The organism is Fructobacillus apis (assembly GCF_023893635.1).
Taxonomy (GTDB): Bacteria; Bacillota; Bacilli; order Lactobacillales; family Lactobacillaceae; genus Fructobacillus; species Fructobacillus apis.
The window spans coordinates 1-25,983 of record NZ_JAMWYK010000005.1; the positions used below are offsets into that span (position 1 = coordinate 1).

Genomic DNA, 25,983 nt, shown 5'->3' on the forward strand with positions numbered 1-25,983 from the left:
CGAACACAGAAGTTAAGCTCTTTAGCGCCAAAAGTAGTTGCCGGAACGCTGGCTGCGAGGATAGGACGACGCGATGCCTGTACATATAAAACGAGTGAGAAGCTCGTTTTTATTTTGGACGCTTAGCTCAGCTGGGAGAGCACCTGCCTTACAAGCAGGGGGTCACAGGTTCGATCCCTGTAGCGTCCATTGACTAAGGTCAAAACGCCGCGTCGTGCATCCAGCCGACTTAGCTCAGCTGGTAGAGCACCGCTCTTGTAAAGCGGGGGTCGAAGGTTCGAATCCTTTAGTCGGCATATTATGCGAACATAGTTCAGAGGTAGAACATCACCTTGCCATGGTGGGGGTCGCGGGTTCGAATCCCGTTGTTCGCTTGGAATGCCGGCGTGGCGGAATAGGCAGACGCACAGGACTTAAAATCCTGCGATGGAAACATCGTACCGGTTCGATCCCGGTCGCCGGCATCATATGCACCTATAGCGCAATTGGATAGAGCGTCTGACTACGAATCAGGAGGTTGCAGGTTCGACTCCTGCTAGGTGCATCGTCTCAATAAGAGACAACGGGCTAGTAATGGTCCAAAAAAGGAACGGGACGTAGCTCAGCTTGGTAGAGCACCTGGTTTGGGACCAGGGGGTCGCAGGTTCGAATCCTGTCGTCCCGATGGCTGGAAACAGCGGAATCGCGGTGTAGCTCAGCTGGCTAGAGCGTTCGGTTCATACCCGAGAGGTCGAGGGTTCGATTCCCCCTGCCGCGATAGGCTCGAACAGGGACCATTAGCTCAGCTGGTTAGAGCAGACGGCTCATAACCGTCCGGTCGTTGGTTCGAGTCCAACATGGTCCATTTATATGGCCACATATTATGGAGAATTACCCAAGTCTGGCTGAAGGGAACGGTCTTGAAAACCGTCAGGTCGGGAAACCGGCGCGAGGGTTCGAATCCCTCATTCTCCTTAGGGCAAAAGCCCAACAAGTCGAATAATATTATCGCGGGATGGAGCAGTTCGGTAGCTCGTCGGGCCCATAACCCGAAGGTCGCAGGTTCAAATCCTGCTCCCGCAATTTGGTCGCATGGTCTAGGTGGTTAGGACGCCTGCCTGTCACGCAGGAGATCACGGGTTCGAGTCCCGTTGTGACCGTTTTCTTAGTAAGAAAAGTTGGCTCTGTAGCTCAGTTGGTAGAGCAATGCATTGAAGCTGCATGTGTCGGCGGTTCGATTCCGTCCAGCGCCATAGGGTACAACCCCGAAAAGAAAAGATATGATGCGAATGTAGTTCAATGGTAGAATTCCAGCCTTCCAAGCTGGCTATGCGGGTTCGATTCCCGTCATTCGCTTATATGGGCCATTAGCTCAGTTGGTTAGAGCGCTGTGTTGATAACGCAGAGGTCCCTGGTTCGAATCCAGGATGGCCCATCAAACGACATACTTCGGTATGTCTTTTTTTGTGCCTTTAAAAAGCATATACTGAACTTATGAAAACAAGCATTGAAGACAATTTAGATCCCTTTGACCGGGATGAGTTCTCTCCTGAACAAGAGGAAAGCATTTCTGAATTAAAGGCGTACATCAAAAGCTCATTAAGAGACGATGAGCACCACGTTGCTGTTATTGAGGGTTCTGCTGGTACCGGTAAGTCCGTGTTGCTCACAAAGCTTTTTAAGGACATTAGAGAGGAAAAGAGCGAGAAAGCCAGTCCGTATTTTGGTTTAAGGACCGCTTTTACGGTTAACCATCCCGAATTATTGAAAGTCTATGCAGACATGGGCGCTAAGTATCCATTCATCTTTAAAAAGGACTATCAACGACCAACAAGTATCATTAACCGCTTGGACAAGGAAGGAAAAGAACTCGATGTGCTCTTTATTGACGAAGGGCATCTTCTGCTAACGAAGTCGGAGCCTTACATCAAGTTCTTCCAAAATAACCAACTCACTGAATTGATTCGGTTAAGCAAAGTTGTCGTGGTCGTTTTTGACTTTGACCAAGTGATTCAGAGTAAGATGTTTTGGAATCAAAAACTATTGGATAACGTCCTAAAGGGCGTTGACCACAAGGTGTTTCCACTCGACTTTCAGTACCGCATGCAGGCCAATCCTCGTGTCCGTGAATGGATCGATAATTTTGCAGAGGGGAAGCTCAGCCCTTTGCCAAAGGAAAGCGAACGGGCGGGTTACCAGCTGCGTGTGTTTGACCGAGCGGCCGACCTCTTTTCTGAGATAAAGAAGGTCGACAAGGAGATGGGCATGGCCCGCATCGTCTCGACGACAGGTTTTGCACACGATGAAAGCGATGAACACCACGTCAAGATGGATGACTTTGACCAGCCTTGGGATGAGTACGACCCCCAGGAACTGACCTGGGCTAAGCGGCCCGAATCGGTGAACGAAGTCGGATCGATATACACGGTGCAGGGCTTTGACTTGAATTTAGTTGGCCTCATCTTAAGCCCGGCCTATGAGTACGACGAGCAAAACGATGCCATCGTCGTGAATCCTGACAAGGTCATCCACCGCGAAATTTACAAGAAGTCACCTCATCTAACGGAAGAAAAAGACATCGAAAAGGCTAAGCAGGACTTCATGATGCACGCCTTAAACGTCCTTGCGAAGCGCGGTCGCTTCGGCCTGTTTATCACGGCGGCCGACGACAAGCTACGCAAGCGTTTGATGGAACTTGCACGCTAGCAATGGTAATCAAAAGCCTGTTTATAAGCAGGGGTTTTCAGATGGTTTTTCCACTGAAAAGCACATCATTTAACGGTATAATATAACTACTATGAACTGGTTAAAACAAGTCAAACAAAATGGTCGGAACGCTGCTTCCTGGACCTTATCAAAGCTGCAAACACGGATGGGCTTCTTTGTCTTTTCCGTTCTGCTCGTTTGGGCAAAGACACTCTTTGTCTATGGCGCGGACTTCCGCTGGATGCACGTTTCGACACCGCTTCAGGTGGTGCTTGTCATCATCAACCCACTCGGTTTTACGGCCCTCGTCATGGCGTTGCCGCTCCTCTTTAAGAAGAGTCCGCTCTTCTACGGGGCAACCATTGTTTTGAACGGACTCATGACGACTTTCTTATACCTGAACGTCATCTACTTCCGTGAATTCACGGATTTCATGTCCGTGAACACCATGCTGACTTATTCTTCCGTCAACCAAGGAGGAAAGGCTGCTGGAGCCGTTTCCTTTGATTGGCTGGACATTATCCTTTGGATCGATTTGATTGTGTTGATTTACTTGCTCTTCCGTAAGCGAATCAAGATGGACCGCCAATTCATTCCAAAGCGTCGTGTTGCTTCCCTCATGGCAGCAGGCTTCTGCTTCATTATGGCCAACTTGGGTGTTGCTGACATCGAGCGTCCGCAGCTGCTCACCCGTCAGTTTGACCGTGAGTACCTCGTGAAGTACTTGGGCCTTGGACCTTTCCTTGGACTCGACGCTTATAACACCTTTACCACTTCCCAGGTTCGTAAGTCGGCTCGTCCGGAAGAAATGAACCAGGTGAAGAAGTACGTCGATGACAACTACGCCGGCATGAATGTTGATTATGCTGGAAAGGCCAAGGGAAAGAACGTGGTGGTTATTCACTTGGAGTCCTTCCAACAGCTCTCCATCGACCGTCGCGTCAACGGACAGGAAGTCACGCCCTTCTTGAATTCCCTTTACCACAGCAACGATTCCTTGTCCTTTGACAACTTCTTCCACCAGGTCGGCCAGGGTAAAACCTCCGATGCTGAAAACATGTTGGAGACGTCGACCTTCGGCTTGCCGCAGGGATCACTCTTTGCAAAATTGGGGTCGGACCAGACTTTCCAGGCCATGCCAGCCATCTTAAACCAACGAGCAGGCTATTCTTCAGCCGTCTTCCACGGAAATAACGGCTCATTCTGGAACCGCACCAACGTTTACAAGAACATGGGCTACCAGAACTGGATTTCGGGGAACTACTTCAATGCGACCGGCAAGCGCGCAACGGCTTGGGGTTTGAAGGACAAGATTTTGTTCAAGGAATCCATTCCATACCTCGAACAGCTCCCACAGCCTTTCTATGCAAAGTATTTGACGGTCACGAACCACACGCCCTTTGAAATCGATAAAGAAGACCAGGACCCCACGTTCCAAACGACGAATTCTGGTTCCAAGTACATCGATAACTACTTTGTCACGAACCGCTACTTGGACCAGTCCATTCAGGAATTCTTTAACTACCTGAAGAAGTCTGGCCTGTACGAAAACACGGCGGTTGTGCTTTACGGTGATCACTACGGCATCAACAACTCCGAAAGCGCAGAACTTGCCCCAATCCTTGGAAAAGACGCCAACAACTGGACAGATCTGGATAATGTCAACGAACAACGCACGCCGTTGATCATCCATATTCCAGGACTTCAAAACGGTGGTATACAACACACCTATGGTGGTGAAATCGACGTAGCGCCAACGCTCCTGCACCTTTTGGACTTGCCAAGCAAGCGCTACATTCAGTTCGGACAAGACCTTTTGTCAAAGGACCGCGACCAGTTGGTTGTGATGCGAAACAAGGACTGGATCACGCCGGAGTATGCCTCCATTTCCGGAACCATCTGGAACACGCAAACCAACACCATTGTTGAAAAGCCAACCAAGGAGCAAGAAGAACTCTTCGACAAGCTCCAAAAGAAGGCCCGCGAGAAGTTGGCCATTTCCGACACGGTTAACCAGAAAAACTTGCTGCGCTTCTATCATCCAGAAGACTTCAAGAACGTGAACGCCGCCAACTACAACTACGAAAAAGAAGCGACGATGAAACGCCTCCAAAAGGCATCATCCGCTGCCAATTCCTCCTCACTCTTGGCACAAAAGCAATGGAAGAGTACGGCTAACCTGTACGAAACCAACGCACCTGAAGAGACTGGAAAATAAAGAAAAACAGGAGTTTCTCCTGTTTTTTTATTGAGTAATGATAGAATTGAGCTGATTGCAAGGTGGTGTGTTGGAAGGCGGAGTCGTGCATCGTGCGCTGCCACGAGCATGAATGAAAGGCGGAGACGTGCCAAAAGGATGGATGAGAAGGCGGCGCGAGAGGAAATTGTGTTAAGGCGGCGCGACAGGAAATTGTGTTAAGCCTGGTGCTCCAAAAAGATGAGATTAGCAAGCTCACGCCGGTTCAATCGATGAATTGATGGCCCCACGAAGAGGAAATGGTGTTAAGGCTGGCGCGCGAAAAGGATGAGATTAGCAAGCGCGTGCCGGTTCAATCGATGAATCGATGGGCCACGAAAAGGAAAGCAAATGATCTACACAAAAGTGCTGACAATTGAAGAAGGAGCCGCTGGCCACTCGGTTAAAGACTTGTTAACGGCCTGGTACGTGCCTAAACATCTTCGGGGAAAGCTCCGCCAGAGCCGTGGAATCGAAGTGAACGGCAAGTGGGTGTCGACGGCCCACGTCCTCGAAAAAGGCGACGAACTGAAGCTCACCTTTGACGAAGAAGACTTTGAAAAGCAGGGCCCTTATCCTGCCAATTCAAAAGACAAGGTGCCCGTCGTTTTTGAAAACGAGGACTTTTTGGTCGTGAACAAGCCCGCCGGCATGAAGATGCACGCCCATTCCGTCACCGAAGAAGACACACTTTTAAACTACGTGACGGCCGACCTAAAAAAGCGGGGCGTGATGTCGCTTGGCCAACCAGCTTCCGCCTACATGACCCACCGACTTGACCGGGACACTTCCGGTTTAGTCATCATCGGAAAGAATCCGTTGGTCGTGCCCATCATTAACCGCCTGATTAAAGAAAAGAAGGTCGTTAAAAAATACCACGCCCTGGTTTCGGGGGGCTTTACAGAGAATAGCGGTGTGTTCGATGCACCGATCGGACGTGACCCGCAGGATGACCGCCTGAGGACCGTTATGCCGATTGAAGATGGCGGCCAAAGCGCGTGCACCACTTATCAGGTAATCGCGGACTATCCCGAGCTTCAATCAAGCTTGCTCGAGCTAACGCTGCATACGGGGAGAATGCATCAGCTGAGGGTGCACCTCGCAAGCTCAAAGCACGCCATTGTGGGGGACGAATTATACGGGGGAGCACCCGCCTCCCGCCTGCTCTTACAAGCAACAGAGCTCGTGCTGCCGGTGCCGTTTGGTTGGTATGGGGAGCAGTGGGCGTGGTCGTTAGACGACGCCTTTGTCCAGGAGTATTTGAAGACAAAATAAAAGACGACTCGAACAAACGAGTCGTCTTTTTTAATGCTCTTTAAAAAGCTTAGGCAGCTTTCTTGTCTTCCTTTACGAAGTACAAGACAGCCAATCCTGCCAACGCAGCCGCGATGAATTCCACGATCAAGAAGAACCATACGTGTCCCGTTGAGCCCAATCCTGCGAAGAGAACTGGTGCAAAGGCACGTGCTGGGTTCAACAATCCAGAAGTCAATGGGTAAGCCACAAAGGCTGACAAAGTCATACCCAAACCAGCGATTACTGGTGCTTGCTTTGGCATCTTTTGGAAGGCCAAAACCGTGACAAAGACCAAGATAAAGGTAAAGATACCTTCGATCATCAATGACACTGGCAATGAGGCAACAGATGCCGTTGGTTGCAACGTGTCAAAGATTTGTTGTGCCTTCACAGAAGCTGCTTGACCAGTGCTTTGTGCTGATGATGACATTTGTGCGTTGATCACAGGAACCAACGTCGTCACCGCAGCGTATGCACCAACCATGGCACCGATCACTTGTGACAAGAGGTAGAAACCAAACGTCTTCCATGAAATCTGCTTGTTCAAAGCAGCCGCCAATGAAACAGCTGGGTTAAAGTGACCACCGTCTGCAAATTGTCCGAACACGAACATCAACAAAGCGATTGCCAATCCCAACACAGCCATCACATCAAAGAGTTGACCGATTGAGAAAGTTGAAACGTAAATCAAAGCAACCGTTGAAAAGATTACCAAGAAAGCCGTTCCAAGAAATTCTGAGATATACTTACGCATATAAAAAAGCTCCTTTTATTCTTTCTTTACAATTACCTATTGTACGCTTTTTAGAATAAAGGAACTTTAAAATCAGACTATTTTAGAAAATTTTTACGTTATTTATGCAGTAACATCGCGTTTCCGGCCACAATTAACGTTGAAAGGGACATCACGATCGCTCCAATCATTGGGTTAATCATGATACCAAGTCCGGCAAAGACACCCGCGGCCGTTGGGATGGCCAAGATGTTATAACCGGCTCCCCACCAGAGGTTTTGGATTTCCTTCTGGTTCGCGTTGTGGGCCAATGAAATCAAGTCGATGATCTTATAGAGCGACTTGGAAATCAAGACGGCGTCGGCTGAAGCCTGCGCAACGTCTGTTCCAGCACCGATGGCAACAGACAAGTCCGCCTGTGCCAAAGCAGGGGCATCGTTGATTCCATCACCGATCATCATGACCTTACCCTGTTGTTGATACTGCTTAACAATATCAATCTTATCCTGAGGTGACACATTGGCCTTGTACTCATCGATGTTCAAAATCTGAGCTACCTTGGCAGCAGTTTGGTCACCGTCACCGGTCACGATAACTGGCGTGATGTGACGGTCGTGCAGCTGCTTAACGAAGTCAGCGGCTGAATCCTTGATTGAATCACCAAGGGCGATGGAAGCGACGACTTCCTTTCCTTCAATCAAGTAAGAAACCGTACCGTCGGCATCCATCTTTTCGTAATCGATGCCTTGTTCGTCCAAGTAACGACCGTTTACAATGGCGTATTCCTTGCCATCGACGGAACCCTTCACACCGAATCCCTTCATCGTTTGAACGTTTTCCGCCTGCTTAGATGATGCCTTTTCTTCGTTTGCCTTCTTCACAATGGCCTTTGCCAATGGGTGGGAAGACTGGTTTTCCAAGGCTGCCATCACAGCAAGAACGTTTTGTTCATCGTTGTTCTTGCTATCAATCTTTTGCACGTCGAACTGACCCGTGGTCAACGTTCCCGTCTTATCCATCAAGACGTAGTCCAAGTGCTTAGCCTGCAAGACTGCACCGTGCTTCTTAATCAAGATACCGTCCTTAGCAGCGATCGCTTTTGTACGCTGGATAACCAGTGGAATAGCCAATCCCAATGCGTGGGGGCAGGCGATGATTAAGGTCGTGACGGCCATGTTAAAGGATTGGCTGAATCCTGAAATGGCGGTCCAAACAACCAAAGCCAAAACGGCGGATACCAAACCGACCCAGAAGAGCCAGCCGGCAACCTTGTTGGCGAGTGATTCGGCCTTTGAAGAGGACTGTTCCGTTTCGGATAAGGTGCTCTTCAAGTGACCGAGGAAGGAGTCGTCTCCGACGGCCGTGACCCGGACAAGCAACGTTCCATCATCGTTAATCGTTCCTCCGATGACCTTGGCGTCCTTTTCCTTCTTCACTGGCTTTGATTCACCGGTCATCAAGGATTCGTTGACCTGTGAGCTTCCAGAAAGCACAACACCGTCAGCTGGGAATGACTCCCCGGCTTGCACCTGCACTTCCATGTCGGGCTTCAATGACGAAGCGGGCATGTCCATGAAGGAGTCACCGTGCTTCACGTGCGCGGTTTCCGGCGTCAACTTCGACAATTCGGAAGTGGCGTTTCCAGCTGCCATCGTGGCTTGCATCTCAATGACGTGACCAAGCAACATAATGACAACAAGGGAGGCAAACTCGAAGAAGTAGTCCATCGTGTCCATTCCAAAGAAGGTGTTGGCCACAAAGGCGTACATCGAAACCCAGTAGGTGACAAGGAGTCCCATCGAAATCAGGGACATCATCGCAGGTTTCTTATCTTGCAGCTCGCCCTTGGCGCCGGAGAAGAATGGCTTTGTTCCAACCACGTACATGGCCGTTGCCAAAAGGGCTGTTACCCAGTTCGAACCTGGGAAGGTCAGCGTGAATGGTAGGTCAACGCCCATGAAAGGCGTGACGAAGAGGAGCGGAATGAGGAGCCCAAGTGACCACCAGAGGCGCTTCTTCATATCCCCGTGGTTCATGTGCATGTGCATGCCGCCCATGCCCGCCATTCCGGCCATTGAACCGTGGTCCATGTTCATGTGGTCGTGGTCCATCTTGTGCCCATCATGATTCATGTCCATGTGACTCATCTCGTCACTCTTGTGTTGTTGAGCATCGTGCTCGTGCTCCTGGTGATCATGGGTCATGTTACCGTGGTCCATTTTTCCATGGTCCATGTTCATTTTGTGGCCTTCATGGTCGTCGTGATGCATGTGGCCAATCTTTTCGTGGTCCATGTGCCCCATGTCATCCATGTTCATGTCTTTCATTTCTGAATCTTCTTTCTTCATGGAAGGCTCCTTTCACTAGAGAATATGTCTACTGGTCTAGTTTAAATCAAAATATAAAAACGTGCAATAGATTAGATTGAATGTGCTTTATCATCATATTTATCGCTTTTATCTCATGTTATATAGCCACTATCAAAGTCAAACCCGACCCATTCCTCAGAAAAACAAATTCTATTGGTATAGGTCATAATTTCTGAAGTTTGAAGCCGTTCTTGCTTTTTAATGGTGACTTTTGTACATTTAATAGCGTAAGAAAAGCGGTTGTGGCCGCTTTGAATCGTATTAATCGTAGCGTAAGAAAAGTGGCGGTGTCCGCTATATTCGGCCGCTACCCCCCCGTTGGTCCAACACTTCAACGTGTCTTGCGCCAGCACTGATAACTCCCAGCCCGTGTTGTGTCTGCCGAAGCAGGCGAAGGCATAAAACGCGCGGGTCGAATCAAAAACATTTCATTCCATTAATAGAAGGTACTTTTCATGAACGAACAAGCAGCACAACAGAACGGCTTTGACTGGCGCCGCGTCGCCGCGCTCGGCATCGCGACCATCACCCTTGCCGTGATCATCGGTTTTGCCGCCATGCTCCTGTCACTCTTCTTAGATGTCGTCGCCGACTTTTTCATGCAATTCCATGAGAATTACCAGCACGCTGTGCCAAGCGAAGTAGCCCCAATGCGCCGCCTTATCTCCGTTACGGTCGGTGGGGTTGTTGCGGCCCTCGTATGGTATTTGATTCGCCGCAACCAGCCCGCCATTGTCAGCATTAAGGGCGCCTTGGATGGCAAGAAGATGCCGTTTTGGAAGACCATCTTAAACGTTTTGACGCAAATCTTTTACGTTGGAACCGGGGGTTCCATCGGACGTGAACTCGCCCCACGGCAACTCGGTGTCATGCTATCCCAGCGCTACCAGGGCTTGGTGGCCAAGGTCCCGGTGCTAAAAATTGATAGCGCCGATCAAAAGTTGCTCCTGACTGCGGCGGCCGGTGCTGGATTCGCCGGTGTCTACATCGCGCCAATCACGGGAATGCTTTTCTCCGTCGAACTTCTATTGAAGAAAAATTCCATTAAAAACATCGCCGTCTCCATGACGATGTCCACGATTGCCGCTTTGATGGGATCGCTTGCCAAGGGCTTTTCACCTTACTACCTCGTCTTGGACACGCACTTCTCGCTCTGGTTGCTACTTGCCGCCCCCGTGGTCGGACCAATCGCCGGCCTCTTCGGGGCATGGGCCAAGCAGGCCTTTGCCTGGGCGCAAGCCAAGCAGGCGAAGGGGAAGGCGCTCCTCTTAACCATGCCACTCGTTGGTTTGGCCACCGGAATCATCGCCTGGTTTTTTCCTGAAATCATGGGGAACGGACGCGCCGTTGCGCAATCCGCATTCCTCCAGCACAACGAATCGCTGCTCTTTTTCTTCATTATGTTGGGACTGCTTAAATTCGGGATTACCTTCTTCACCCTTTACGGTGGTGGAACGGGTGGAACGCTCACACCTTCCATCGCGCTTGGTTCCGTCGTTGGTCTGGTGATTGCCGCCGGTCTTTCCTGCGTCATGCCGGGCGTTGAACCATGGCACTTCGCTTTAATTGGAGCGGTAGCGCTTTTGGCCGCGAGCCAGCAGGCACCTTTGATGGCGATGTTTATGGTCTTTGAAATCGCGCACCTAGATTCGTCCGCGCTCATTATTTTCGCGGCCACGGTTGCGCTCTCCTCTGCCACGTCAAAGTTGTACCTAACTTGGTGGACGGGTCGGGTCTGACTTTGGCATTGGCGAAAGCTGTAAAAGTCAAAAGCGACCCATCGATGTAAATCGTGCAAAAAGCAGGCAAATGCCTGCCTTTTTTTATGACAAAATTTAGTATACTAAGGTTAAGAAATGCAGGAGGTGTCGGCATGAAAAGTGATATTGAGATTGCCCAAGAGGCAGAGGTTTGGCCGATTCAAGAAATCGCCGAAAAGGCGGGGTTGAAGACGATCGAAATCGAGCCTTACGGGTTCGATAAGGCAAAGATTAACCTGGATAAGAGCCGCCAAAAGGCAGAACTTGGAAAGTTAATCTTGGTGACGTCCATCAACCCAACCCCAGCCGGTGAGGGGAAGTCCACGGTGACGGTCGGTTTGGCCGATGCCCTTTCAATGGCCGGTAAGAAAACGATGATCGCTCTCCGCGAGCCTTCCCTTGGTCCCGTCATGGGCTTAAAGGGTGGGGCAACCGGTGGTGGTTACTCACAGGTCGTTCCGATGGCCGACATCAACCTGCACTTTACGGGTGACTTCCACGCGCTGACGGCAGCTCACAACATGCTGTCCGCCGCCCTGGATAACAGCATCTACCAAGGAAACCCACTCCACATCGATCAACGCCGTGTGATTTGGAAGCGTGTCTTGGACATTAACGACCGTGCGCTCCGCCACACGACAATCGGTCTCGGTGGGCCAACGTCTGGTGTGCCGCGCGAAGACGGTTTCGACATCACGGTGGCCTCCGAAATGATGGCCATTCTTACGCTTTCAACCGACCTCATGGACTTGAAGCGCCGCGTGGAAAACATCGTGGTTGCCTACAACTTCGACAAAGAACCCGTGACGGCCAAGGACCTCGGCGTTGCCGGTGCTTTGACGGTGCTCTTGAAGGACGCCATCAAGCCGAACTTGGTGCAGACGCTGGCCCACACGCCGGCCATCATCCACGGTGGTCCATTCGCTAACATCGCGCAGGGAACGAACTCCGTTCAGGCCACGAAGGCCGCCCTGCAACTCGCGGACTACGCCGTGACGGAAGCCGGATTCGGTGCTGACCTCGGTGGTGAGAAGTTCATGGACATCAAGGTGCCAAAGCTCGGCAAGGCGCCGGACACGGTCGTGGTCGTAGCGACGGTCCGCGCCATCAAACACCACGGTGGCCAAGCACTCGCCGATTTGAACACGGAAAACTTGGCCGCTGTGAAGGCTGGTGTGAAAAACCTCCAGCAAAACATCAAGGCCATGCAGCGCTACGGGGCACCGGTCGTTGTAGCAGTGAACCGCTTCACGGCTGACACAAAAGCCGAGATGGCCATCGTGCAAGAAGCGGCCGAAGAACTCGGCGCAAAGGCGATCGTCGCCGACGTCTGGGCCAAGGGTGGTGCAGGTGCCAAGGAATTGGCCGAAGCGGTCGTGGAAAAGACGGCGGAATCAGCCGACTTCTCCCCACTCTACGCACCAGAAGACGACGCCAAGGTGAAGTTGCAAAAGATTGTTCAGGAAATCTACGGCGGAAAAGACGTGGTACTTTCGGACAAGGCCGAAAAGCAACTCCAATCATTTGCCAAGCACGGCTGGGACAAGTTGCCAATCGTGATGGCTAAGACGCAGTACTCACTTTCAGACGATGCGAAGAAGCTCGGTGCACCAAAGGACTTCACCATTCACGTGCGTGAGTTCGTGCCAAAGCTCGGGGCTGGCTTCCTCGTTGCCTTGACCGGTAATGTATTGACCATGCCAGGATTACCAAAGCATCCGGCGGCCATGGACATCGACATCGATGAGAATGGTCACATCACGGGACTCTTCTAACAAAAAAACAAAATCAAAACACGATTAAAGTCGGCTTTCGCCGACTTTTTTAATTTATTTCTCATTTTTACTTGCATAAGAAATATCTCATGTTATAATAAAATTATCATAAAACAAAGGAAAGGAGGATGACGCTCATGTTTATCCCTGTAATCAAGAACCAAAACACGATCTCATCTGAATTTGCCTTGTTGTTGAGCTTGCTAAGTTAATCCTAGTAAGTTGATTTTGCGTTCAAGTTACTAGGAACAAATCCTAGTAACTGCTCATCACCGAATAGGTCCTGGTAGTTACGACTACCAGGGCCTTTTTATTTTGAAAGGAAACAAGAACTATGGATATGGCACAAAACCCATCACAAGTAAGGCGCGACGATAGCGTCAAGGACTTCGAACAAGCCGAAGAACAAATGTTTGAACAAGAAAACAAGAAGACACCGGTCAAGGAAATGGTTTATAACGTTTCCGCCGCCGTTTCCAACGCCATCTTGGTAACGCTTGGAATGGGACTCTTACTGCAAACCATCGCCGGCTTCATTCACTGGGGCCCAATGGTACAGATGGGGGCAGTGACGAAGGTGATCTTGCCCGCAGCATTCGGAGCAGCCATCGCTTCTCAGATGAAGACGAACACGATGGTGATGTTCTCCGCCATGGCCGCTTCAACGGTTGGTGCAAACGCGGTCTTCTTCACGACGACGCCAATGGTCTTAAAGACGATGACGGGCTTCTCATCCGCCCAAGTGGCAGGGTCAACGGTCATGACGACCGGACAACCAATCTCCGCCGTCTTAGCCGGTGTAATCGCCGTTGTCTTCGGAAAGTGGCTCTCGGGTAAGACGCCGCTTGACATGATTATCGTGCCCGCAGCAACGACGATTGTGGGAACCGTTTCCGGTTACTACCTCGCCATCGTGACGACGCCGTTCCTTGTTTGGCTTGGACACAGCATCGCCTCAATGATTCTGGTTAACCCAATTATCGGGTCCGCAGTCGTTGCCATGGCCTTTGGTGCGATGACGATGACGCCTGCCTCTGCCGCAGCCCTTGCCGTTGCCATCGGTGCGACGGGAATCACGTCACCAGAAGCAGCCGGTGCCATCCTGGTTGGAACGACGGCCGTGTTCGTTTCATACCCAGCCATGTCATTCCACGAAAACAAGATCGGTGCCACGATTGCACAGGGAATCGTGACGCCAAAGATTCAATTCCCAAACGTGATCAAGAACCCAATGATCCTGATTCCACCAATGATTGGTGCCGCTATTGCCGCCCCAATCGCAACGATGATGTTCCACGTAACGGTGCCGTTCACGATGGCTGGAATCGGATTCAACTCCTTCATCGTGCCGCTCGCTCTTGCCGGAAAGAGCATGCCAATGTTCATCGCCTACATGATCGTAGCCGTTGCCATGCCAGTCGTTATCTCATTTTTCACTTACTGGGCAATGCGCAAGATGAACTGGATCAAGAAGGATCAAATGCACCTCGATATGATTTAAGCGCGGATTGCACAATGAATATAAAAGTCAAAGTCGGCCCCGGCCGACTTTTTTACTGCATAAATATTGACACCGTGTCAAAACGGTGTAAAATAGCTCAATGAAGAAATGACACGCTGTCAAAATTCTTAGTCAGCAACAAGGAGGCGGACATGCCTAAAGAAATGTTTTTGAACTTAAAGGATGAAAAAAGAGTCCATCTGGAAGGATGTCTCATTCGTCTCTTTTCCAAAAAGGATTTATTAAACATCTCCGTCAAAGATGTTGTTGAGGAAGCGGGGATTCCCCGTGGTTCTTTTTACACCTACTTTGAAGATTTGGAAGACGCCTACTTGCACGTCTTAAAAATTGTGCTCGAGGAAGTGCACCCGAAGAAATCGGAAAAGGATCCCTTTAAAAAGACAAAGGAATTCTTGAAAGCCGCCGAAAAGACGGCCTACCGTGACTTCTTCCTCCACTACTACGAAATGAACGAGCCGATTCTACTCGCCCAAAAACGGATTCCACAGGAAGCCTTTGGGCAACCTCTAGAAGACTGGTTAGCCGGAATCGCCGTCCACCAGCTCGTCTACGATTACTTCAAGGACGAAGACAAACAAGAACAGGTCCTCCAACGTTTGGATGAACTCAAAGATTATTTTGAAGGGAAGTAAACCATGTTTTTAGCGATTAACGAAATGAAGAAGGAGAAGCTCCGCTACGGGCTTGTCATCGGCGTGATTCTCCTCATCTCATACTTAATTTTCATTCTGTCTGCCTTGGCGGCGGGCCTCTCAAATCAAAACACGGCCGCAGTGATAAGCTGGGACAGCCAGTCCGTTGTGATGTCAAAGGATGCGAACGGGAACCTGGCCCAGTCGCTCGTTAAAAAGCAGGACCTGCCTGGTGATTCTGACAAACAGAAGAACACAGACCTCGTCGGTCTTGCCCAGGGAATTGTGAAGAACGACAAGGATCGCCAGTCCGCCACCTACGTTGGAACAAAGGGTCAGTCCACCATTAAAAAGCAAATTGACATCACGTCCGGTCGCAACTACAGCGCTCAAAACGAGGTTGTGCTTTCAAACAAGCTCGAACAACAGGGTTTCAAGCTCGGCCAAAAGGTTCAAATGGGCCTTTCTGATAACGAATATACGGTCGTTGGATTCGCGAAGAACGCCGTCTATAACATGGCGCCCGTGGTTTACGGTAGCCAGGATAACTGGGCGGACATCAAGGGTGTGGGCAACCAGTTTGTCGGTTCAGGGTTGGTTAGTCAAAAGCAGCTCGAAAACAAAAACGACAATCTTCAGGCTTACAACCGTCAGGAGTTATTCAACAAGATGCCTGGGTACAGCGCTCAGAACCAGACCTTCAAGTTCATGATTGGATTCTTGATTGTCATCTCCGTCGTGATTGTCGCGATTTTCCTCTACATTCTGACGGTACAGAAGCTCGAAAACCTGGCGGTCTTGCGAGCACAAGGAATTCCAACGTCATACTTAATCAAGAACACGCTCGGCCAAACGATTATCATGATGGTCGCCGCGGTCGTCTTGGGAGCGACGCTCGCAGCCCTGACAGCGTTGGGCATTCCAGCCTCCGCACCCATTCTCTTTGATTCGAAGTTGATGGTTGTCACGGGTATCGCACTCGTTGTGACCGGAATCGTCGGTGCAATCATACCGATGCGCATCATTGCAAAGATTGACCCTGTGTCGGTCATTGGAGGTTAACAATGAAAGGTTTAACGTTAGAAAACGTCAACAAAGTCTTTGGTTCTGGACTCAATCAGGTCCAGGCCCTAAAGGAAGTCAATTTTGAAGCGAAGGAAGGGGAGTTAACGCTGATTCTCGGACCTTCTGGATCGGGAAAGTCCACGCTCTTGACGATTCTTGGTGGCTTGCAACAGCCAACGAATGGAACGGTTTTGGTGAACGGCAAGCGCCTCGATAGCATGCAGGGAAAGGCGGCGGACGCCTTTCGCCTGAACAACATCGGCTTCGTTTTGCAGTCCTACAACCTGGTACCGTACCTAACGGTTGAAGACCAGTTCAAGCTGGTCGACAAGGTGAAAAAAGATGGCAATCTCGATGAGAAAACTTTCAAGCGTTACATTGACCGCTTAGGTATCGAGCAACTGCTCCACAAGTTCCCGGGTGAACTCTCGGGTGGGCAGAGCCAGCGTGTGGCCATCGCCCGCGCGCTCTATGCCGACCCCGACTTTATCCTGGCCGACGAACCGACGGCGGCGCTCGACTCCAACCGCGTGAAAGAAGTGGCCCAGCTCTTTAAGGACATCGCCGAGAAATCCGGGAAGGCCGTGGTGGTCGTGACTCACGACCTCCGGCTCAAGGAACAGGCAGACAAAATCTACGAGCTCGTAGACGGTCAAATTTCCCTCGAAAAATAACAATTACCCAAGTCAAAGTCGGCCCCGGCCGACTTTTTTACTGCAGGTAAATCGTCTAGACCCCTAACTGTTTCTTATTGAAATCCACCCTAAAAGCGTGTTATACTGCAAGTATTCCAAACATGTCTGAATAAGGAGGCCCATTTTGGACCAAAACAAAGGATTGAAAAAGTTAATCACGTTGACGGCCATCTTTTTGGTTGTTGACCTCGTTGTTGAACAAATCGGTGTGTACCAGTTGTTGAACTGGGCGTACGACCAATTCCACATGACGCAGTTCCAAGCCAACTTCTCATTCAAGTTGATTGAATTGATCGTTGTGTTGATTTTGAACGCCTTGATTACGAAGCAAAAGTTCTACATGAAGCCAAGCTTCTCTTGGGTTCAGGCCGCTTACTGGGTCTTCATCGTGGCTGTGATGTTGCCATTCCTCTCCGCTGATAACGTGGTGGAAGGATTGCTCACGGGTGCCATGGGTGGTTTCCCTGAAGAATTCCTAGCTCGTGGTGTGTTGCTTGGCCTCTTCTTGACTTACCTCTTGAAGGAAGACTACAGCCGCAAGACGTTGGTGAAGGGAATCTTTTACTCCAACTTGGTCTTCGGTTTGATGCACATGACGAACTTGAGTCACCAACCAGTTGGCTACGTGATTGTACAATGTGTCTTGGCCTTCGTGGCTGGATTGGCATACACGGCCATCTACGTCCAAACGGGTACGATTTTTTCAGCGGTTGCCATGCACTTTGCTAAAGACTTCATGTTGACGGCAACGTCTGGAAGCCAAATGGCAATGGTCGCAACGGCGGCCTTCTCCTACTTCAAGATTTTGTTGGTCATCGTGGCCTTCCTTTACTGGAAGAACCACGAACCAGCACTTTCAAAGAAGATTCGTGGCGCAAAGTAATTCATATAAAAATAAAAAGCTCGGCCAATAAGGGCCGAGCTTTTTTACGTTCTTACGAAATTGCTTTTTCGATCTGTGCTAATTCTGAAAGTTTCCAGTCAACATAGGACGTTTTATCTGGGGAAGTTTCCGTGACATTAATCACCGGAATGTCCTTTTCCTTGGCAACCTTCAAGAGGGACTTCACGTCACCACCGGTCGTCTGAGTGTTTTGAACAAAGATGTTGATTTCCTTGTTTTCCAACTTGGACTTGATGTCCTTCAACACGGCCGGACTTGGGTCGGTTTCCTTTGAAACAGCGGCGGAGAAGTCCTGGCCAACCATCGAAAAGCCGAGGTCTTGGAGCATGTACTCGTAAACTGTTTCCGTTTGGAAGGCCGTCTTACCAGCGGCCTTTTGCTTCAATTCGTTCACCTTGTCGGTCACCGGTTGTAGCTTTTCTTCATAGGCCTTGGCGTTTTGCAGGTACTGGTCCTTGTGTTCTGGATCCTTCTTGGCCAATTCTTCGGCCAAGCCCTGCGCGGTCTTAATCATGTTTTCGGGGTCGTTCCAGAGGTGGGGGTTATCATCTTCATCCTTCTTCAAAATGGATGAGGCCAATACTAACTGCGTCTTCTTCGAAGACTTCGTCAACTTGTTCAACCAGGCGTCGTATCCGGCACCGTTTCCAAGGGCAATGTCCGCCTTTGAAACCTGCTTGGCTACGTTGTTAGTGGGCTCGAAGTCTTCCGGTGAAACGGATTGCTTTTCGATTACCGCTGAGACGTGGGCGTTGTCGCCCGCAACCGTCTTTGCCAATTCGGCGTAGACGTTCGTGGAGGCAACAATCGTGAGCTTGCCGTCCTTCGGTTCACTGTTGTCTGCCTTTGGCCAGAGCGCAACGGCCAAAACGGCCACGAGGGCAACGGACAATCCACCGATTAAAATCCCTGTTTTCTTCATTTTTTACGTTTCCTTTTTCGTTGTGTTTTGTTCGAACACGTTAAGCATACAAAAGTAAAAATCTTATAGTCAAACCTTAGGCATGCGCTCAGTTTTGCTTATAAGGGCAAAGTCAGACCCTTCTGCTACCGATACGGCCTGCCCCAATTCCGAGAGGATGGCCGAAAGCGTGTCGCCGTTTCGTACAGCAGTATCATCCGCCCCCGCTTCTTTGCGATAAGCGAAGCTTAATGTGAAGTCGGGTAGCGAAGAACCGATGGTGTGCTGCAACGCCGGGTGTTTAACTTCCTCAATCACCAGAAAATCACTTTCGTCAATTTCACCAGCGACCAAGGCCGCGTCGATTTTCTTTTCTTTTAATAGAAAGACGGCTTCCGAAGCGGAAATGCTTTTTTTCTTCAAATGAACGAAGAAGTGCTCGGAGAGGTGTTCTTTGATGGCGGGGAAGTAGGCGAGGTCGACGACTTCGGACAAGCCCAACACCAACTTTTGTTCCGCTTCCTTTTGAATTTCTTCTTCGGCCTGGTCGTATTCGTTGACCATAACGCGGGCGTGTTCAGCCAGGATTCGACCGGAGTGGGTCAAAGCAATTTTCTTGTGGCCGGGATCACGCCAGATTAATTCCGTTTTCATTTCCTTTTCCAAGCGTTGCATGGCGAGCGAAATGGTTGGCTGCGAAACAGAAAATTTTTTAGAAACTTGCGAAAAATTCCCCAGTTCGGACAAAGATAGATAATATTTCAAATCTTGAATTCGCATGCGCCACTCCTTTAAAAAAGATAAAAAATATGAAAAAGATAAAATGCTAATAGTGAAAAAATGTACTTAAAGTATAACAGAAAAAATGCCTATTAAAGCGACAGATTGCCTAGATTGTCGGGTTTATGAGACTCGTTCCATTTGACGATACAGTGAATTCGGCGTAAAATATTCAAATAGTTTAGGAAATCGATGCGACATATGTCACATCGAAAGTAGACAGAAAAAGGAGTTCATCTCATGAACAAGACACCAATCGAGATTTTGAATGATCCCTTCTTGAACAAGGGAACTGGTTTCACGATGGAAGAACGTAAGGAACTCGGCGTTGCCGGTCTCTTGCCTCCACGCGTGCAAACTTTGGAAGAGCAAGAAGCACAAACGTACCAAATGTACCAATCAAAGCCATCTGACTTGGAAAAGCGCTTGTTCTTGATGGAAATCTTCAACACGAACCACACGTTGTTCTACTACATGTTCTCACAACACGTTGTTGAATTTATGCCAATCGTTTACGATCCAGTTATCGCTGACACGATTGAAAACTACTCAGACTTGTTTGTTAACCCTCAAAACGCGGTTTACTTCTCAATCGATAACGAAGAAAACTTCGAAGAATCATTGAAGAACGCCGCAAACGGACGTGACATCAAGTTGATCGTTGTTACGGATGCCGAAGGTATCTTGGGTATCGGTGACTGGGGTGTTAACGGTGTTGACATCGCCGTTGGTAAGTTGATGGTTTATACTGCAGCCGCAGGTGTAAACCCAGCCGACGTATTGCCAGTTGTCTTGGACAACGGTACGAACAACAAGGAATTGTTGGAAAACCCTAACTACTTGGGTAACCGTCACGAACGTGTTCGTGGTGAAAAGTACGACAAGTTCGTTGACGACTTCGTACAAGCCGCAGAAAAGACATTCCCTAACTTGTACTTGCACTGGGAAGACTTCGCCCGTCAAAACGGTGCCAAGATCTTGAACAAGTACAAGAACGACATCACGACGTTTAACGATGACATCCAAGGAACTGGAATCATCACGTTGGCCGCTGCATTGGGTGCCATGAACATCACTGGTGAAAAGTTGTCTGACCAGACTTACTTGTCATTCGGTGCTGGATCAGCCGGATGTGGAATCGCCGCACGTATCTACGACGAAATGTTGCAAGAAGGTTTGTCAGAAGAAGAAGCCAAGTCACACATCTACATGGTTGACAAGCAAGGTTTGCTCTTCGACGACATGGACGACTTGACGCCAGAACAAGCACCATTTGCACGTAAGCGTTCAGAATTCGAAAACGCTGACGACTTGACTGACTTGATGTCAGTTGTGAAGGCTATCCACCCAACGATCATGGTTGGTACTTCAACGGTTCCTGGTGCCTTCACCAAGGAAATCGTTCAAGAAATGGCTTCTCACGTAGAACGCCCAATCATCTTCCCATTGTCAAACCCAACGAAGTTGCTTGAAGCAACTGCTGCGGACTTGCTTGAATGGACTGATGGTAAGGCATTGGTTGCCAACGGTGTTCCTGTTGACCCAATCGAGTACAAGGGTGTAACTTACAACATCGGACAAGCTAACAACGCCTTGGTTTACCCTGGTCTTGGACTTGGAACGATCGCTTCAACTGCTACGGTATTGAACGACGAAATGATCTCAGCCGCTGCTCACTCATTGGGTGGAATCGTTGACGGATCAAAGCCAGGTGCCGCTGTGTTGCCACCAGTTTCACAATTGACGAAGTTCTCTGAAGACGTTGCCATCGCCGTTGGACAATCAGCCATCGACCAAGGCATCACGAAGGAAAAGATTGCTGACATTAAGGAAGCAATCGAAGCCCTCAAGTGGGAACCTAAGTACTAATCTAAAATTAGTTCAAATTAAAAAGCATCGCTCGAATGAGCGGTGCTTTTTTTGTTGCCTATAAAAGTCAAACCCGAGGGCGATGATTAATCCACCATCCGCCAGTCCTTGTCCATCAAGAAACGGGCCACGTAAAGTCCGAATGGCAGGAAAATCATGATGAGTGCGGCGCGGGTTAGCCAGGTAGCTCCAACGCCAATGTTGTTCAAACCGAGGTTGTAAACGCCTCGATAGATGTATAACCCTGGAACCATGATGACGATGGCGGGCACCGTCAAAGAGATTCTTGGGAAGACCGTGTAGCGGTTAATCAAAGAAGCGGCCAGACCGGCAATTAAGGCGCCGACGAAGGCGGCCGCAGCGGGTGGCAACTGTGACAAATCAACCAATTCCAAGCGGGTCGTGTTGGCGACCGCTCCGATCAAACCGGCGGTTGCGGCCATCTTGAATTGAGAGTTGAACATCAAGGAGAAACCGAAGACCCCGCAGAAGGAGGCAATCAACCGGCATCCGATGAGGGCACCCAACCCTAGTCCCTGTGGCAGGAAGTTTTGTGGGTGTAGACCGAAAATCATCGCCAAGAGCCAACCAACCATAGTGGCTGAGAAAATGATCATCAACGCGAAGGCCAAGCGTTCCAATCCGGAACGCATATCGTTTTTTGAGATGTCCAAAATCGATGTGATAAAGGGGAATCCCGGAATGACGAAGAGCATCGCCCCGATGTAGCCGGCCTCGTGGGCGGGGGACAAATGCACGAAGAGTCCGAGCACGAAGAGTGCAATTACATAGGACAGGCAAGCAACCCCGACACCAAGGCAGGTTGTGGCGACCGCGTTCCAACGACGACCACCGAGTTTCTTACGTGTGAAGTTTCCAGCGCCGGCACCGATGAAGCAGCCGAAGATTTCGACTGGTCCACCACCGAGCAAAAAGATAAAGCCCGCGCAGGCAAGAGCGGCGGCAAATCCCGCCATGAAGGCGGTGTAATTGCCGGGTTGGTTTTGAATCTCGTTCAAGCGCTTGTGTGCCAGGTGTGGCTTTTGGTCGGCGTAGACCGTGGCGAAGTCATCGACGAACTTCTCAATCAACGTCATTTTATGGGTGTTCACGCCGGTCGCTGCCAGAGAAAGCGATTCTGTGAAGGATTCGCTTCCGTCAAAACAGGTGAGCGTTAAAGCGGTGAATCCGATGTCAGCGGAAATAGTCATCTCTAAGGCACGGGCCACTTTATTCATCGCAGCGCGCACACGCCAGGCTCCGGTTCCGGATGACAGCAGGAGAATACCGACGCGTCCGACAATGGAAGCGCGGACGGAAATAGAGGCCGTTCGTGCGGCGCTCTCCTCTTTTGAAAGCATCCGGTCCCATCGCACGGCCATGTGCTGGTGGAGTCGTTCGGGATGCTCGGTGTCTCTGATGGCTGATTCAGTCGTCGTGGAATTCATGAAAAAAACCTCGAATAGAAAGTTTCTAAATAAAAATCAATATAGCCTCATAATAGGCTTTTGAAGCCAAATTTTCAAGGTCGTTTCGGACTTTGCAAACTACTTTAAGAACAACGAAAAAAGCGTCCCAAAGGGGACGCTTTTCATGATTAAACTATTCTTTTGTGCGGTAAATGGCTTCACCCGTGTTTCCAACGAGCAAGACATCGCAGACCTCGATGAAGAGGCCGTGTTCGACAACACCCGTGAGAGACTTCAAATCATCCGCCAAAGCTGACAGGTCATCGACGCGTGAAATGTCGATGTCGATGATGTAGTTCCCGGAGTCGGTCGTGAGGTAGTTCCCATCTTCTTGTTGGCGGTAGACCGGCTTCAAGTCCTGCGTTTTCAAGTAGTTGTAGACGTGGTGAACACCAAACTTCACCACTTCCACTGGCAACTTGTAAGAGCCGAGGCGGGGGTGGCGCTTTGATGAGTCGACAACCCAGATGTTTTTGTGGGAGTTCATGGCGACAATTTTCTCAAAGAGAAGGGCGGCACCACCACCCTTGATTCCGTTCAAGTCAGGGTCGACTTCGTCGGCCCCGTCAACAGTGATGTCGATGTGGTCAACGGCGTCGATGTCGACGACCTTCAGACCGAAGCCCAAGGCCAACTGCTGAGTTTGACCAGAAGTGGCCACGCAGGTAATGTCCATCGATTCTTCGTGGGCCTTTTTGGCCAACAAATCGATAAAGATGGAGGCGGTTGAACCCGATCCAAGGCCAACAATGGCTTGGTTTGGGATCAAATCAACGGCCATCTGAGCAGCTTTTACTTTATGGTCATCCATCACACAATCCTCCATCAAAAGTTAACAATCTGTTTCCATTATAGCAGATAAAACCTTGATACTTCGGGACTGATTTCCGATTTCCGCTGAAAACGGCGCCTGTTTCTTGTAAAATAAGAGATGAAATCAACTTTAGATAGAAAGAATTGGGATTAGCATGAAAAAGCAAGTAACCATTGTTGGTTCAACGAACATTGATAAGGTCACTCGAGTGCCGCGTCTCGCGCTATCTGGCGAAACGCTTTCCACACCCCAACACCAAGAAGAAGTGATGGGAGGAAAGGGGCTCAACCAAGCCGTTGCCATCGCACGCTCTGGTGCAAAGGCCAACTTCATCACCAAGGTCGGGTCTGACTTTGACCTCAGCCAAAAAGTTAATGAAGAAAACTTAAACCTGGAATACGTCCTTCGCTCCGAGAAGTTCGAAACGGGGCAGGCTTACATCACGGTCTCAAAGGCAACGGGTGATAATATCATCTACGTCTACGAGGGCGCAAACGGCGATTTGTCTGCCAAGGATATCTGGGACCAGCAAGAAGCCTTGAAGGGTTCTGATTTCTGCTTAACGCAACTTGAGATTCCTTTGGAAACGGCCTTGACGGCCTTTAAAGAGGCAAAGGCAGCCGGGGTGACCACGGTGTTAAATCCGGCACCGGTTCCGGACCAAGACGACTTGCCAAAGGCTTTGTTGGAACAAACGGATTTGATCATTCCAAACGAGCACGAAGCGGCGTTGATCACGGATATTCCGGTTTCAGACCGCGCGTCGTTGATTGCAAACGCCAACTACTTCTTTGATTTGGGCTTGAAGCACGTGTTGATTACCCTCGGTGATAAGGGGGCCTTCTACAAGTCTGCTTCAGGTAAGGAAGTGATGGTGCCCGCCATCAAGACCACAGCAATCGATACGACTGCCGCTGGGGACACCTTCATCGGGGCCTTGCTTTCCCGCTTGTCACCATCATTTGACAACGTGGAAGGAGCGATTCGTTACGCGGTCGCGGCCTCGTCACTCACGGTGTCACAAGCAGGAGCGCTGCCATCCATTCCGGTTGAAAACGACGTCTTGGCCCAGTTGCCGAAGATGAGCTAAGAAGACGGAGGTGAATCTTGAAAATCAAAGACATTAAACTGAGACGAAAAGATTACTGGGTTTCCGTTGAACCGATTGAAACGCCCGAAGAGGCGCTGAAGGAAAACGAAGGCTCCAATTCCGAGTACCCGAACCAGGTAATGGATTACCGGGTGCTGTCCTTTACCTTCGAAGACTACTTGATCATCGAGTGGGCCAAGGCCTTTCCGGGTCCCAACCCGCTCGACATCCTGCCCAGCCGAATGCAAGAAGATGACGTGACTGGCCTAGATATGAGCCACGGCATCATCTCCTTTGAAACCAAGGGGGCGAAGGATGACCGTGATTATAGGGTGACGATTAACACGGTCCGGTCGTAAGTTCTTTCTATAATAAGGGCTGGCGTTTACTTTTAAAGAGAAGAACAGCCTTTTTAAAAGTAAGAAAAGCGCTTGCGCCTTTATAAACAAACGAGTAAGCTTAGGTTGAGGGATAAGAAAATGAAGAAATTATTTGCATTTATCTGGAACTGGGTTGTTCCAATCGCCATTGGTATTTTGGCTTACGTAGCCATCACTACTTTTTGGATTAACATCGTCACGATTAACGGTGACTCAATGGACCCTAACTTGTTAGACCAACAAAAGGTTTTGGTTCAAAAGACACAAAACGTGAAGCGCGGTGACGTGGTCGTCTTCGACGCCCGCGAAGAAGATCCTCGCATCAAGACTGGTAACAAGGACTACGTCAAGCGCGTAATCGCCGTTGCCGGTGACACAGTTTCTTACAAGAACGGTGACCTCTACGTCAACGACAAGAAGGTCGATGAATCCTACATCAGCTCAGACGAGCGTAATGCTGGAACGGCCTCATCATTTGGTTCAAGCTGGAACCTTGATTCATTGGCCAAGACGGGCCTTTGGTCAGCTGAAGACCAAAAGGAAACGGTTGTGCCAAAGGACTCCTACTTCGTATTGGGAGACCATCGTTCCGTTTCAAACGATTCCCGTTACTTCGGATACATCCACAAGAAGCACGTCATCGGAAAGATTCACGTACCATTCTGGTACTCATCAACGGTGAAGAACAACATCTCAAAGGATAGCGATCACTATTTCGCTTAATCCAATAAAAAAGATTTTAATTTAAAAAGTCAGACCCGACCGGGCCTGGCTTTTTTTTGCGCCCCTTTAAACAATTCTATTCTGGTGTTACCATGGACGTGGGTTAAAAAATTTGAAATATAACCGCATCTTTTAATGTTCAATTTTTATAATAATTGTAATATTTAAGTTGATAATACGTCGTTGGTTTCTAAAGAACAAACCCTAATTTATTATATTGAGACCCGTCCTTATGCGGTCTATACACTTTTATTAAAACTGTTGCTTTTATATTGACAACCGAAA

At 49.5% G+C, this 25,983-nt stretch carries 20 protein-coding genes and 14 tRNA genes; 28 read left to right on the forward strand and 6 right to left on the reverse strand.

The genetic code is table 11. The features are described from left to right. Positions 1-116: 116 nt before the first annotated feature. From NFX39_RS04635 to NFX39_RS04715, 17 genes are all read left to right on the forward strand, one after another. Positions 117-189, forward strand: a tRNA-Val gene (locus tag NFX39_RS04635). Positions 190-223: 34 nt separating this feature from the next. Then, positions 224-296 (forward strand) — tRNA-Thr (locus NFX39_RS04640). Between the two features lie 6 nt (positions 297-302). After that, a tRNA-Gly gene (locus NFX39_RS04645) sits at positions 303-374 on the forward strand. A 6-nt stretch (positions 375-380) separates the two neighbouring features. Next, a tRNA-Leu gene (locus NFX39_RS04650) sits at positions 381-464 on the forward strand. A gap of 6 nt (positions 465-470) precedes the next feature. Beyond that, positions 471-544 (forward strand) — tRNA-Arg (locus tag NFX39_RS04655). A 46-nt stretch (positions 545-590) separates the two neighbouring features. Further along, positions 591-664 (forward strand) — tRNA-Pro (locus tag NFX39_RS04660). Positions 665-683: 19 nt separating this feature from the next. Then, positions 684-757, forward strand: a tRNA-Met gene (locus tag NFX39_RS04665). 13 nt (positions 758-770) lie between these two features. Then, positions 771-844, forward strand: a tRNA-Ile gene (locus NFX39_RS04670). A gap of 20 nt (positions 845-864) precedes the next feature. Next, positions 865-954, forward strand: a tRNA-Ser gene (locus NFX39_RS04675). Positions 955-988: 34 nt separating this feature from the next. Next, positions 989-1,062: transfer RNA gene (locus NFX39_RS04680), tRNA-Met, on the forward strand. A 3-nt stretch (positions 1,063-1,065) separates the two neighbouring features. Then, positions 1,066-1,139: transfer RNA gene (locus NFX39_RS04685), tRNA-Asp, on the forward strand. A gap of 20 nt (positions 1,140-1,159) precedes the next feature. Beyond that, positions 1,160-1,232 (forward strand) — tRNA-Phe (locus NFX39_RS04690). Between the two features lie 32 nt (positions 1,233-1,264). Beyond that, positions 1,265-1,335, forward strand: a tRNA-Gly gene (locus NFX39_RS04695). Positions 1,336-1,340: 5 nt separating this feature from the next. Further along, positions 1,341-1,414: transfer RNA gene (locus NFX39_RS04700), tRNA-Ile, on the forward strand. A 59-nt stretch (positions 1,415-1,473) separates the two neighbouring features. Then, on the forward strand, positions 1,474-2,685 hold the full coding sequence (locus NFX39_RS04705) for a DNA/RNA helicase domain-containing protein (protein ID WP_252443487.1): 1,212 nt from the start codon (positions 1,474-1,476) through the stop codon (positions 2,683-2,685). A gap of 91 nt (positions 2,686-2,776) precedes the next feature. Continuing rightward, positions 2,777-4,903, forward strand: coding sequence for an LTA synthase family protein (locus NFX39_RS04710; RefSeq protein ID WP_252443489.1), 2,127 nt, complete (start codon positions 2,777-2,779; stop codon positions 4,901-4,903). A 369-nt stretch (positions 4,904-5,272) separates the two neighbouring features. Then, positions 5,273-6,196, forward strand: coding sequence for an RluA family pseudouridine synthase (locus NFX39_RS04715; protein WP_252443491.1), 924 nt, complete (start codon positions 5,273-5,275; stop codon positions 6,194-6,196). Positions 6,197-6,245: 49 nt separating this feature from the next. Here the strand turns inward: NFX39_RS04715 and NFX39_RS04720 are convergent, their stop codons facing one another. Together NFX39_RS04720 and NFX39_RS04725 are read right to left on the reverse strand one after the other, a co-directional pair. Further along, on the reverse strand, positions 6,246-6,971 hold the full coding sequence (locus NFX39_RS04720; protein ID WP_252443493.1) for an MIP/aquaporin family protein: 726 nt from the start codon (positions 6,969-6,971) through the stop codon (positions 6,246-6,248). A gap of 98 nt (positions 6,972-7,069) precedes the next feature. After that, complete coding sequence (locus tag NFX39_RS04725) at positions 7,070-9,298, reverse strand: copper-translocating P-type ATPase (RefSeq protein ID WP_338030502.1); 2,229 nt, start codon at positions 9,296-9,298, stop codon at positions 7,070-7,072. 476 nt (positions 9,299-9,774) lie between these two features. Between NFX39_RS04725 and NFX39_RS04730 the strand changes: the two genes are divergently transcribed. The 7 genes from NFX39_RS04730 to NFX39_RS04760 all read left to right on the forward strand — a co-directional run bounded on the left by NFX39_RS04730 (position 9,775) and on the right by NFX39_RS04760 (position 17,651). Then, on the forward strand, positions 9,775-11,058 hold the full coding sequence (locus NFX39_RS04730; RefSeq protein ID WP_252443495.1) for a chloride channel protein: 1,284 nt from the start codon (positions 9,775-9,777) through the stop codon (positions 11,056-11,058). Between the two features lie 134 nt (positions 11,059-11,192). Then, complete coding sequence (locus tag NFX39_RS04735) at positions 11,193-12,854, forward strand: formate--tetrahydrofolate ligase (RefSeq protein ID WP_252443497.1); 1,662 nt, start codon at positions 11,193-11,195, stop codon at positions 12,852-12,854. Positions 12,855-13,263: 409 nt separating this feature from the next. Further along, positions 13,264-14,355 carry a PTS sugar transporter subunit IIC gene (locus NFX39_RS04740; protein ID WP_420842958.1) on the forward strand — a complete coding sequence of 364 codons (1,092 nt, stop codon included), beginning with the start codon at positions 13,264-13,266 and terminating at the stop codon, positions 14,353-14,355. A 152-nt stretch (positions 14,356-14,507) separates the two neighbouring features. Then, positions 14,508-15,008 (forward strand): TetR/AcrR family transcriptional regulator, encoded by a 501-nt coding sequence (locus tag NFX39_RS04745; protein WP_252443501.1) that lies wholly within the window; start codon positions 14,508-14,510, stop codon positions 15,006-15,008. 3 nt (positions 15,009-15,011) lie between these two features. Beyond that, positions 15,012-16,070 (forward strand): ABC transporter permease, encoded by a 1,059-nt coding sequence (locus tag NFX39_RS04750; RefSeq protein WP_252443503.1) that lies wholly within the window; start codon positions 15,012-15,014, stop codon positions 16,068-16,070. Positions 16,071-16,072: 2 nt separating this feature from the next. After that, entirely contained in the window at positions 16,073-16,747 is a 675-nt protein-coding gene (locus NFX39_RS04755; RefSeq protein WP_252443505.1) for an ABC transporter ATP-binding protein, read from the forward strand. Between the two features lie 145 nt (positions 16,748-16,892). Then, a complete protein-coding gene (locus NFX39_RS04760; RefSeq protein ID WP_252443507.1) occupies positions 16,893-17,651 on the forward strand; it encodes a CPBP family intramembrane glutamic endopeptidase in 759 nt (252 codons plus the stop codon). A gap of 52 nt (positions 17,652-17,703) precedes the next feature. Here NFX39_RS04760 and NFX39_RS04765 read toward each other — a convergent pair whose 3' ends face one another. Further along, a complete protein-coding gene (locus NFX39_RS04765) occupies positions 17,704-18,594 on the reverse strand; it encodes a metal ABC transporter solute-binding protein, Zn/Mn family (protein ID WP_252443508.1) in 891 nt (296 codons plus the stop codon). 69 nt (positions 18,595-18,663) lie between these two features. Next, the gene (locus NFX39_RS04770) at positions 18,664-19,353 is read right to left on the reverse strand and encodes a LysR family transcriptional regulator (RefSeq protein WP_252443509.1); all 690 of its coding nucleotides are present in this window, start codon (positions 19,351-19,353) and stop codon (positions 18,664-18,666) included. 240 nt (positions 19,354-19,593) lie between these two features. Here NFX39_RS04770 and NFX39_RS04775 point away from each other — a divergent pair, with 240 nt between their 5' ends. Next, complete coding sequence (locus tag NFX39_RS04775; RefSeq protein ID WP_252443511.1) at positions 19,594-21,222, forward strand: malolactic enzyme; 1,629 nt, start codon at positions 19,594-19,596, stop codon at positions 21,220-21,222. A gap of 86 nt (positions 21,223-21,308) precedes the next feature. Here NFX39_RS04775 and NFX39_RS04780 read toward each other — a convergent pair whose 3' ends face one another. Both NFX39_RS04780 and rpiA read right to left on the reverse strand, forming a co-directional pair. After that, positions 21,309-22,604 carry a threonine/serine exporter family protein gene (locus tag NFX39_RS04780; protein ID WP_420842959.1) on the reverse strand — a complete coding sequence of 432 codons (1,296 nt, stop codon included), beginning with the start codon at positions 22,602-22,604 and terminating at the stop codon, positions 21,309-21,311. Between the two features lie 220 nt (positions 22,605-22,824). Continuing rightward, on the reverse strand, positions 22,825-23,502 hold the full coding sequence (rpiA, locus tag NFX39_RS04785) for a ribose-5-phosphate isomerase RpiA (protein ID WP_252443515.1): 678 nt from the start codon (positions 23,500-23,502) through the stop codon (positions 22,825-22,827). A gap of 157 nt (positions 23,503-23,659) precedes the next feature. Here rpiA and rbsK point away from each other — a divergent pair, with 157 nt between their 5' ends. From rbsK to lepB, 3 genes are all read left to right on the forward strand, one after another. Then, on the forward strand, positions 23,660-24,595 hold the full coding sequence (rbsK, locus tag NFX39_RS04790) for a ribokinase (protein WP_252443517.1): 936 nt from the start codon (positions 23,660-23,662) through the stop codon (positions 24,593-24,595). Positions 24,596-24,612: 17 nt separating this feature from the next. Beyond that, complete coding sequence (locus NFX39_RS04795; protein WP_252443519.1) at positions 24,613-24,954, forward strand: hypothetical protein; 342 nt, start codon at positions 24,613-24,615, stop codon at positions 24,952-24,954. Between the two features lie 120 nt (positions 24,955-25,074). Next, on the forward strand, positions 25,075-25,698 hold the full coding sequence (gene lepB, locus NFX39_RS04800) for a signal peptidase I (protein WP_252443521.1): 624 nt from the start codon (positions 25,075-25,077) through the stop codon (positions 25,696-25,698). The last annotated feature ends 285 nt before the right edge of the window (positions 25,699-25,983 follow it).

Excerpts from the sequence above, each read along its gene's own strand:
- NFX39_RS04775 (WP_252443511.1), top strand. The coding sequence starts at position 19,594 with ATGAACAAGACACCAATCGAGATTTTGAATGATCCCTTCTTGAACAAG.
- NFX39_RS04750 (WP_252443503.1), top strand. The coding sequence starts at position 15,012 with ATGTTTTTAGCGATTAACGAAATGAAGAAGGAGAAGCTCCGCTACGGG.
- NFX39_RS04735 (WP_252443497.1), top strand. The coding sequence starts at position 11,193 with ATGAAAAGTGATATTGAGATTGCCCAAGAGGCAGAGGTTTGGCCGATT.
- lepB (WP_252443521.1), top strand. The coding sequence starts at position 25,075 with ATGAAGAAATTATTTGCATTTATCTGGAACTGGGTTGTTCCAATCGCC.
- NFX39_RS04715 (WP_252443491.1), top strand. The coding sequence starts at position 5,273 with ATGATCTACACAAAAGTGCTGACAATTGAAGAAGGAGCCGCTGGCCAC.
- rbsK (WP_252443517.1), top strand. The coding sequence starts at position 23,660 with ATGAAAAAGCAAGTAACCATTGTTGGTTCAACGAACATTGATAAGGTC.
- NFX39_RS04740 (WP_420842958.1), top strand. The coding sequence starts at position 13,264 with ATGTTTGAACAAGAAAACAAGAAGACACCGGTCAAGGAAATGGTTTAT.
- NFX39_RS04720 (WP_252443493.1), bottom strand. The coding sequence starts at position 6,971 with ATGCGTAAGTATATCTCAGAATTTCTTGGAACGGCTTTCTTGGTAATC.
- NFX39_RS04725 (WP_338030502.1), bottom strand. The coding sequence starts at position 9,298 with ATGAAGAAAGAAGATTCAGAAATGAAAGACATGAACATGGATGACATG.
- NFX39_RS04755 (WP_252443505.1), top strand. The coding sequence starts at position 16,073 with ATGAAAGGTTTAACGTTAGAAAACGTCAACAAAGTCTTTGGTTCTGGA.
- NFX39_RS04730 (WP_252443495.1), top strand. The coding sequence starts at position 9,775 with ATGAACGAACAAGCAGCACAACAGAACGGCTTTGACTGGCGCCGCGTC.
- NFX39_RS04765 (WP_252443508.1), bottom strand. The coding sequence starts at position 18,594 with ATGAAGAAAACAGGGATTTTAATCGGTGGATTGTCCGTTGCCCTCGTG.
- NFX39_RS04745 (WP_252443501.1), top strand. The coding sequence starts at position 14,508 with ATGCCTAAAGAAATGTTTTTGAACTTAAAGGATGAAAAAAGAGTCCAT.
- rpiA (WP_252443515.1), bottom strand. The coding sequence starts at position 23,502 with ATGGATGACCATAAAGTAAAAGCTGCTCAGATGGCCGTTGATTTGATC.
- NFX39_RS04705 (WP_252443487.1), top strand. The coding sequence starts at position 1,474 with ATGAAAACAAGCATTGAAGACAATTTAGATCCCTTTGACCGGGATGAG.
- NFX39_RS04770 (WP_252443509.1), bottom strand. The coding sequence starts at position 19,353 with ATGCGAATTCAAGATTTGAAATATTATCTATCTTTGTCCGAACTGGGG.
- NFX39_RS04780 (WP_420842959.1), bottom strand. The coding sequence starts at position 22,604 with ATGGCCGTGCGATGGGACCGGATGCTTTCAAAAGAGGAGAGCGCCGCA.
- NFX39_RS04710 (WP_252443489.1), top strand. The coding sequence starts at position 2,777 with ATGAACTGGTTAAAACAAGTCAAACAAAATGGTCGGAACGCTGCTTCC.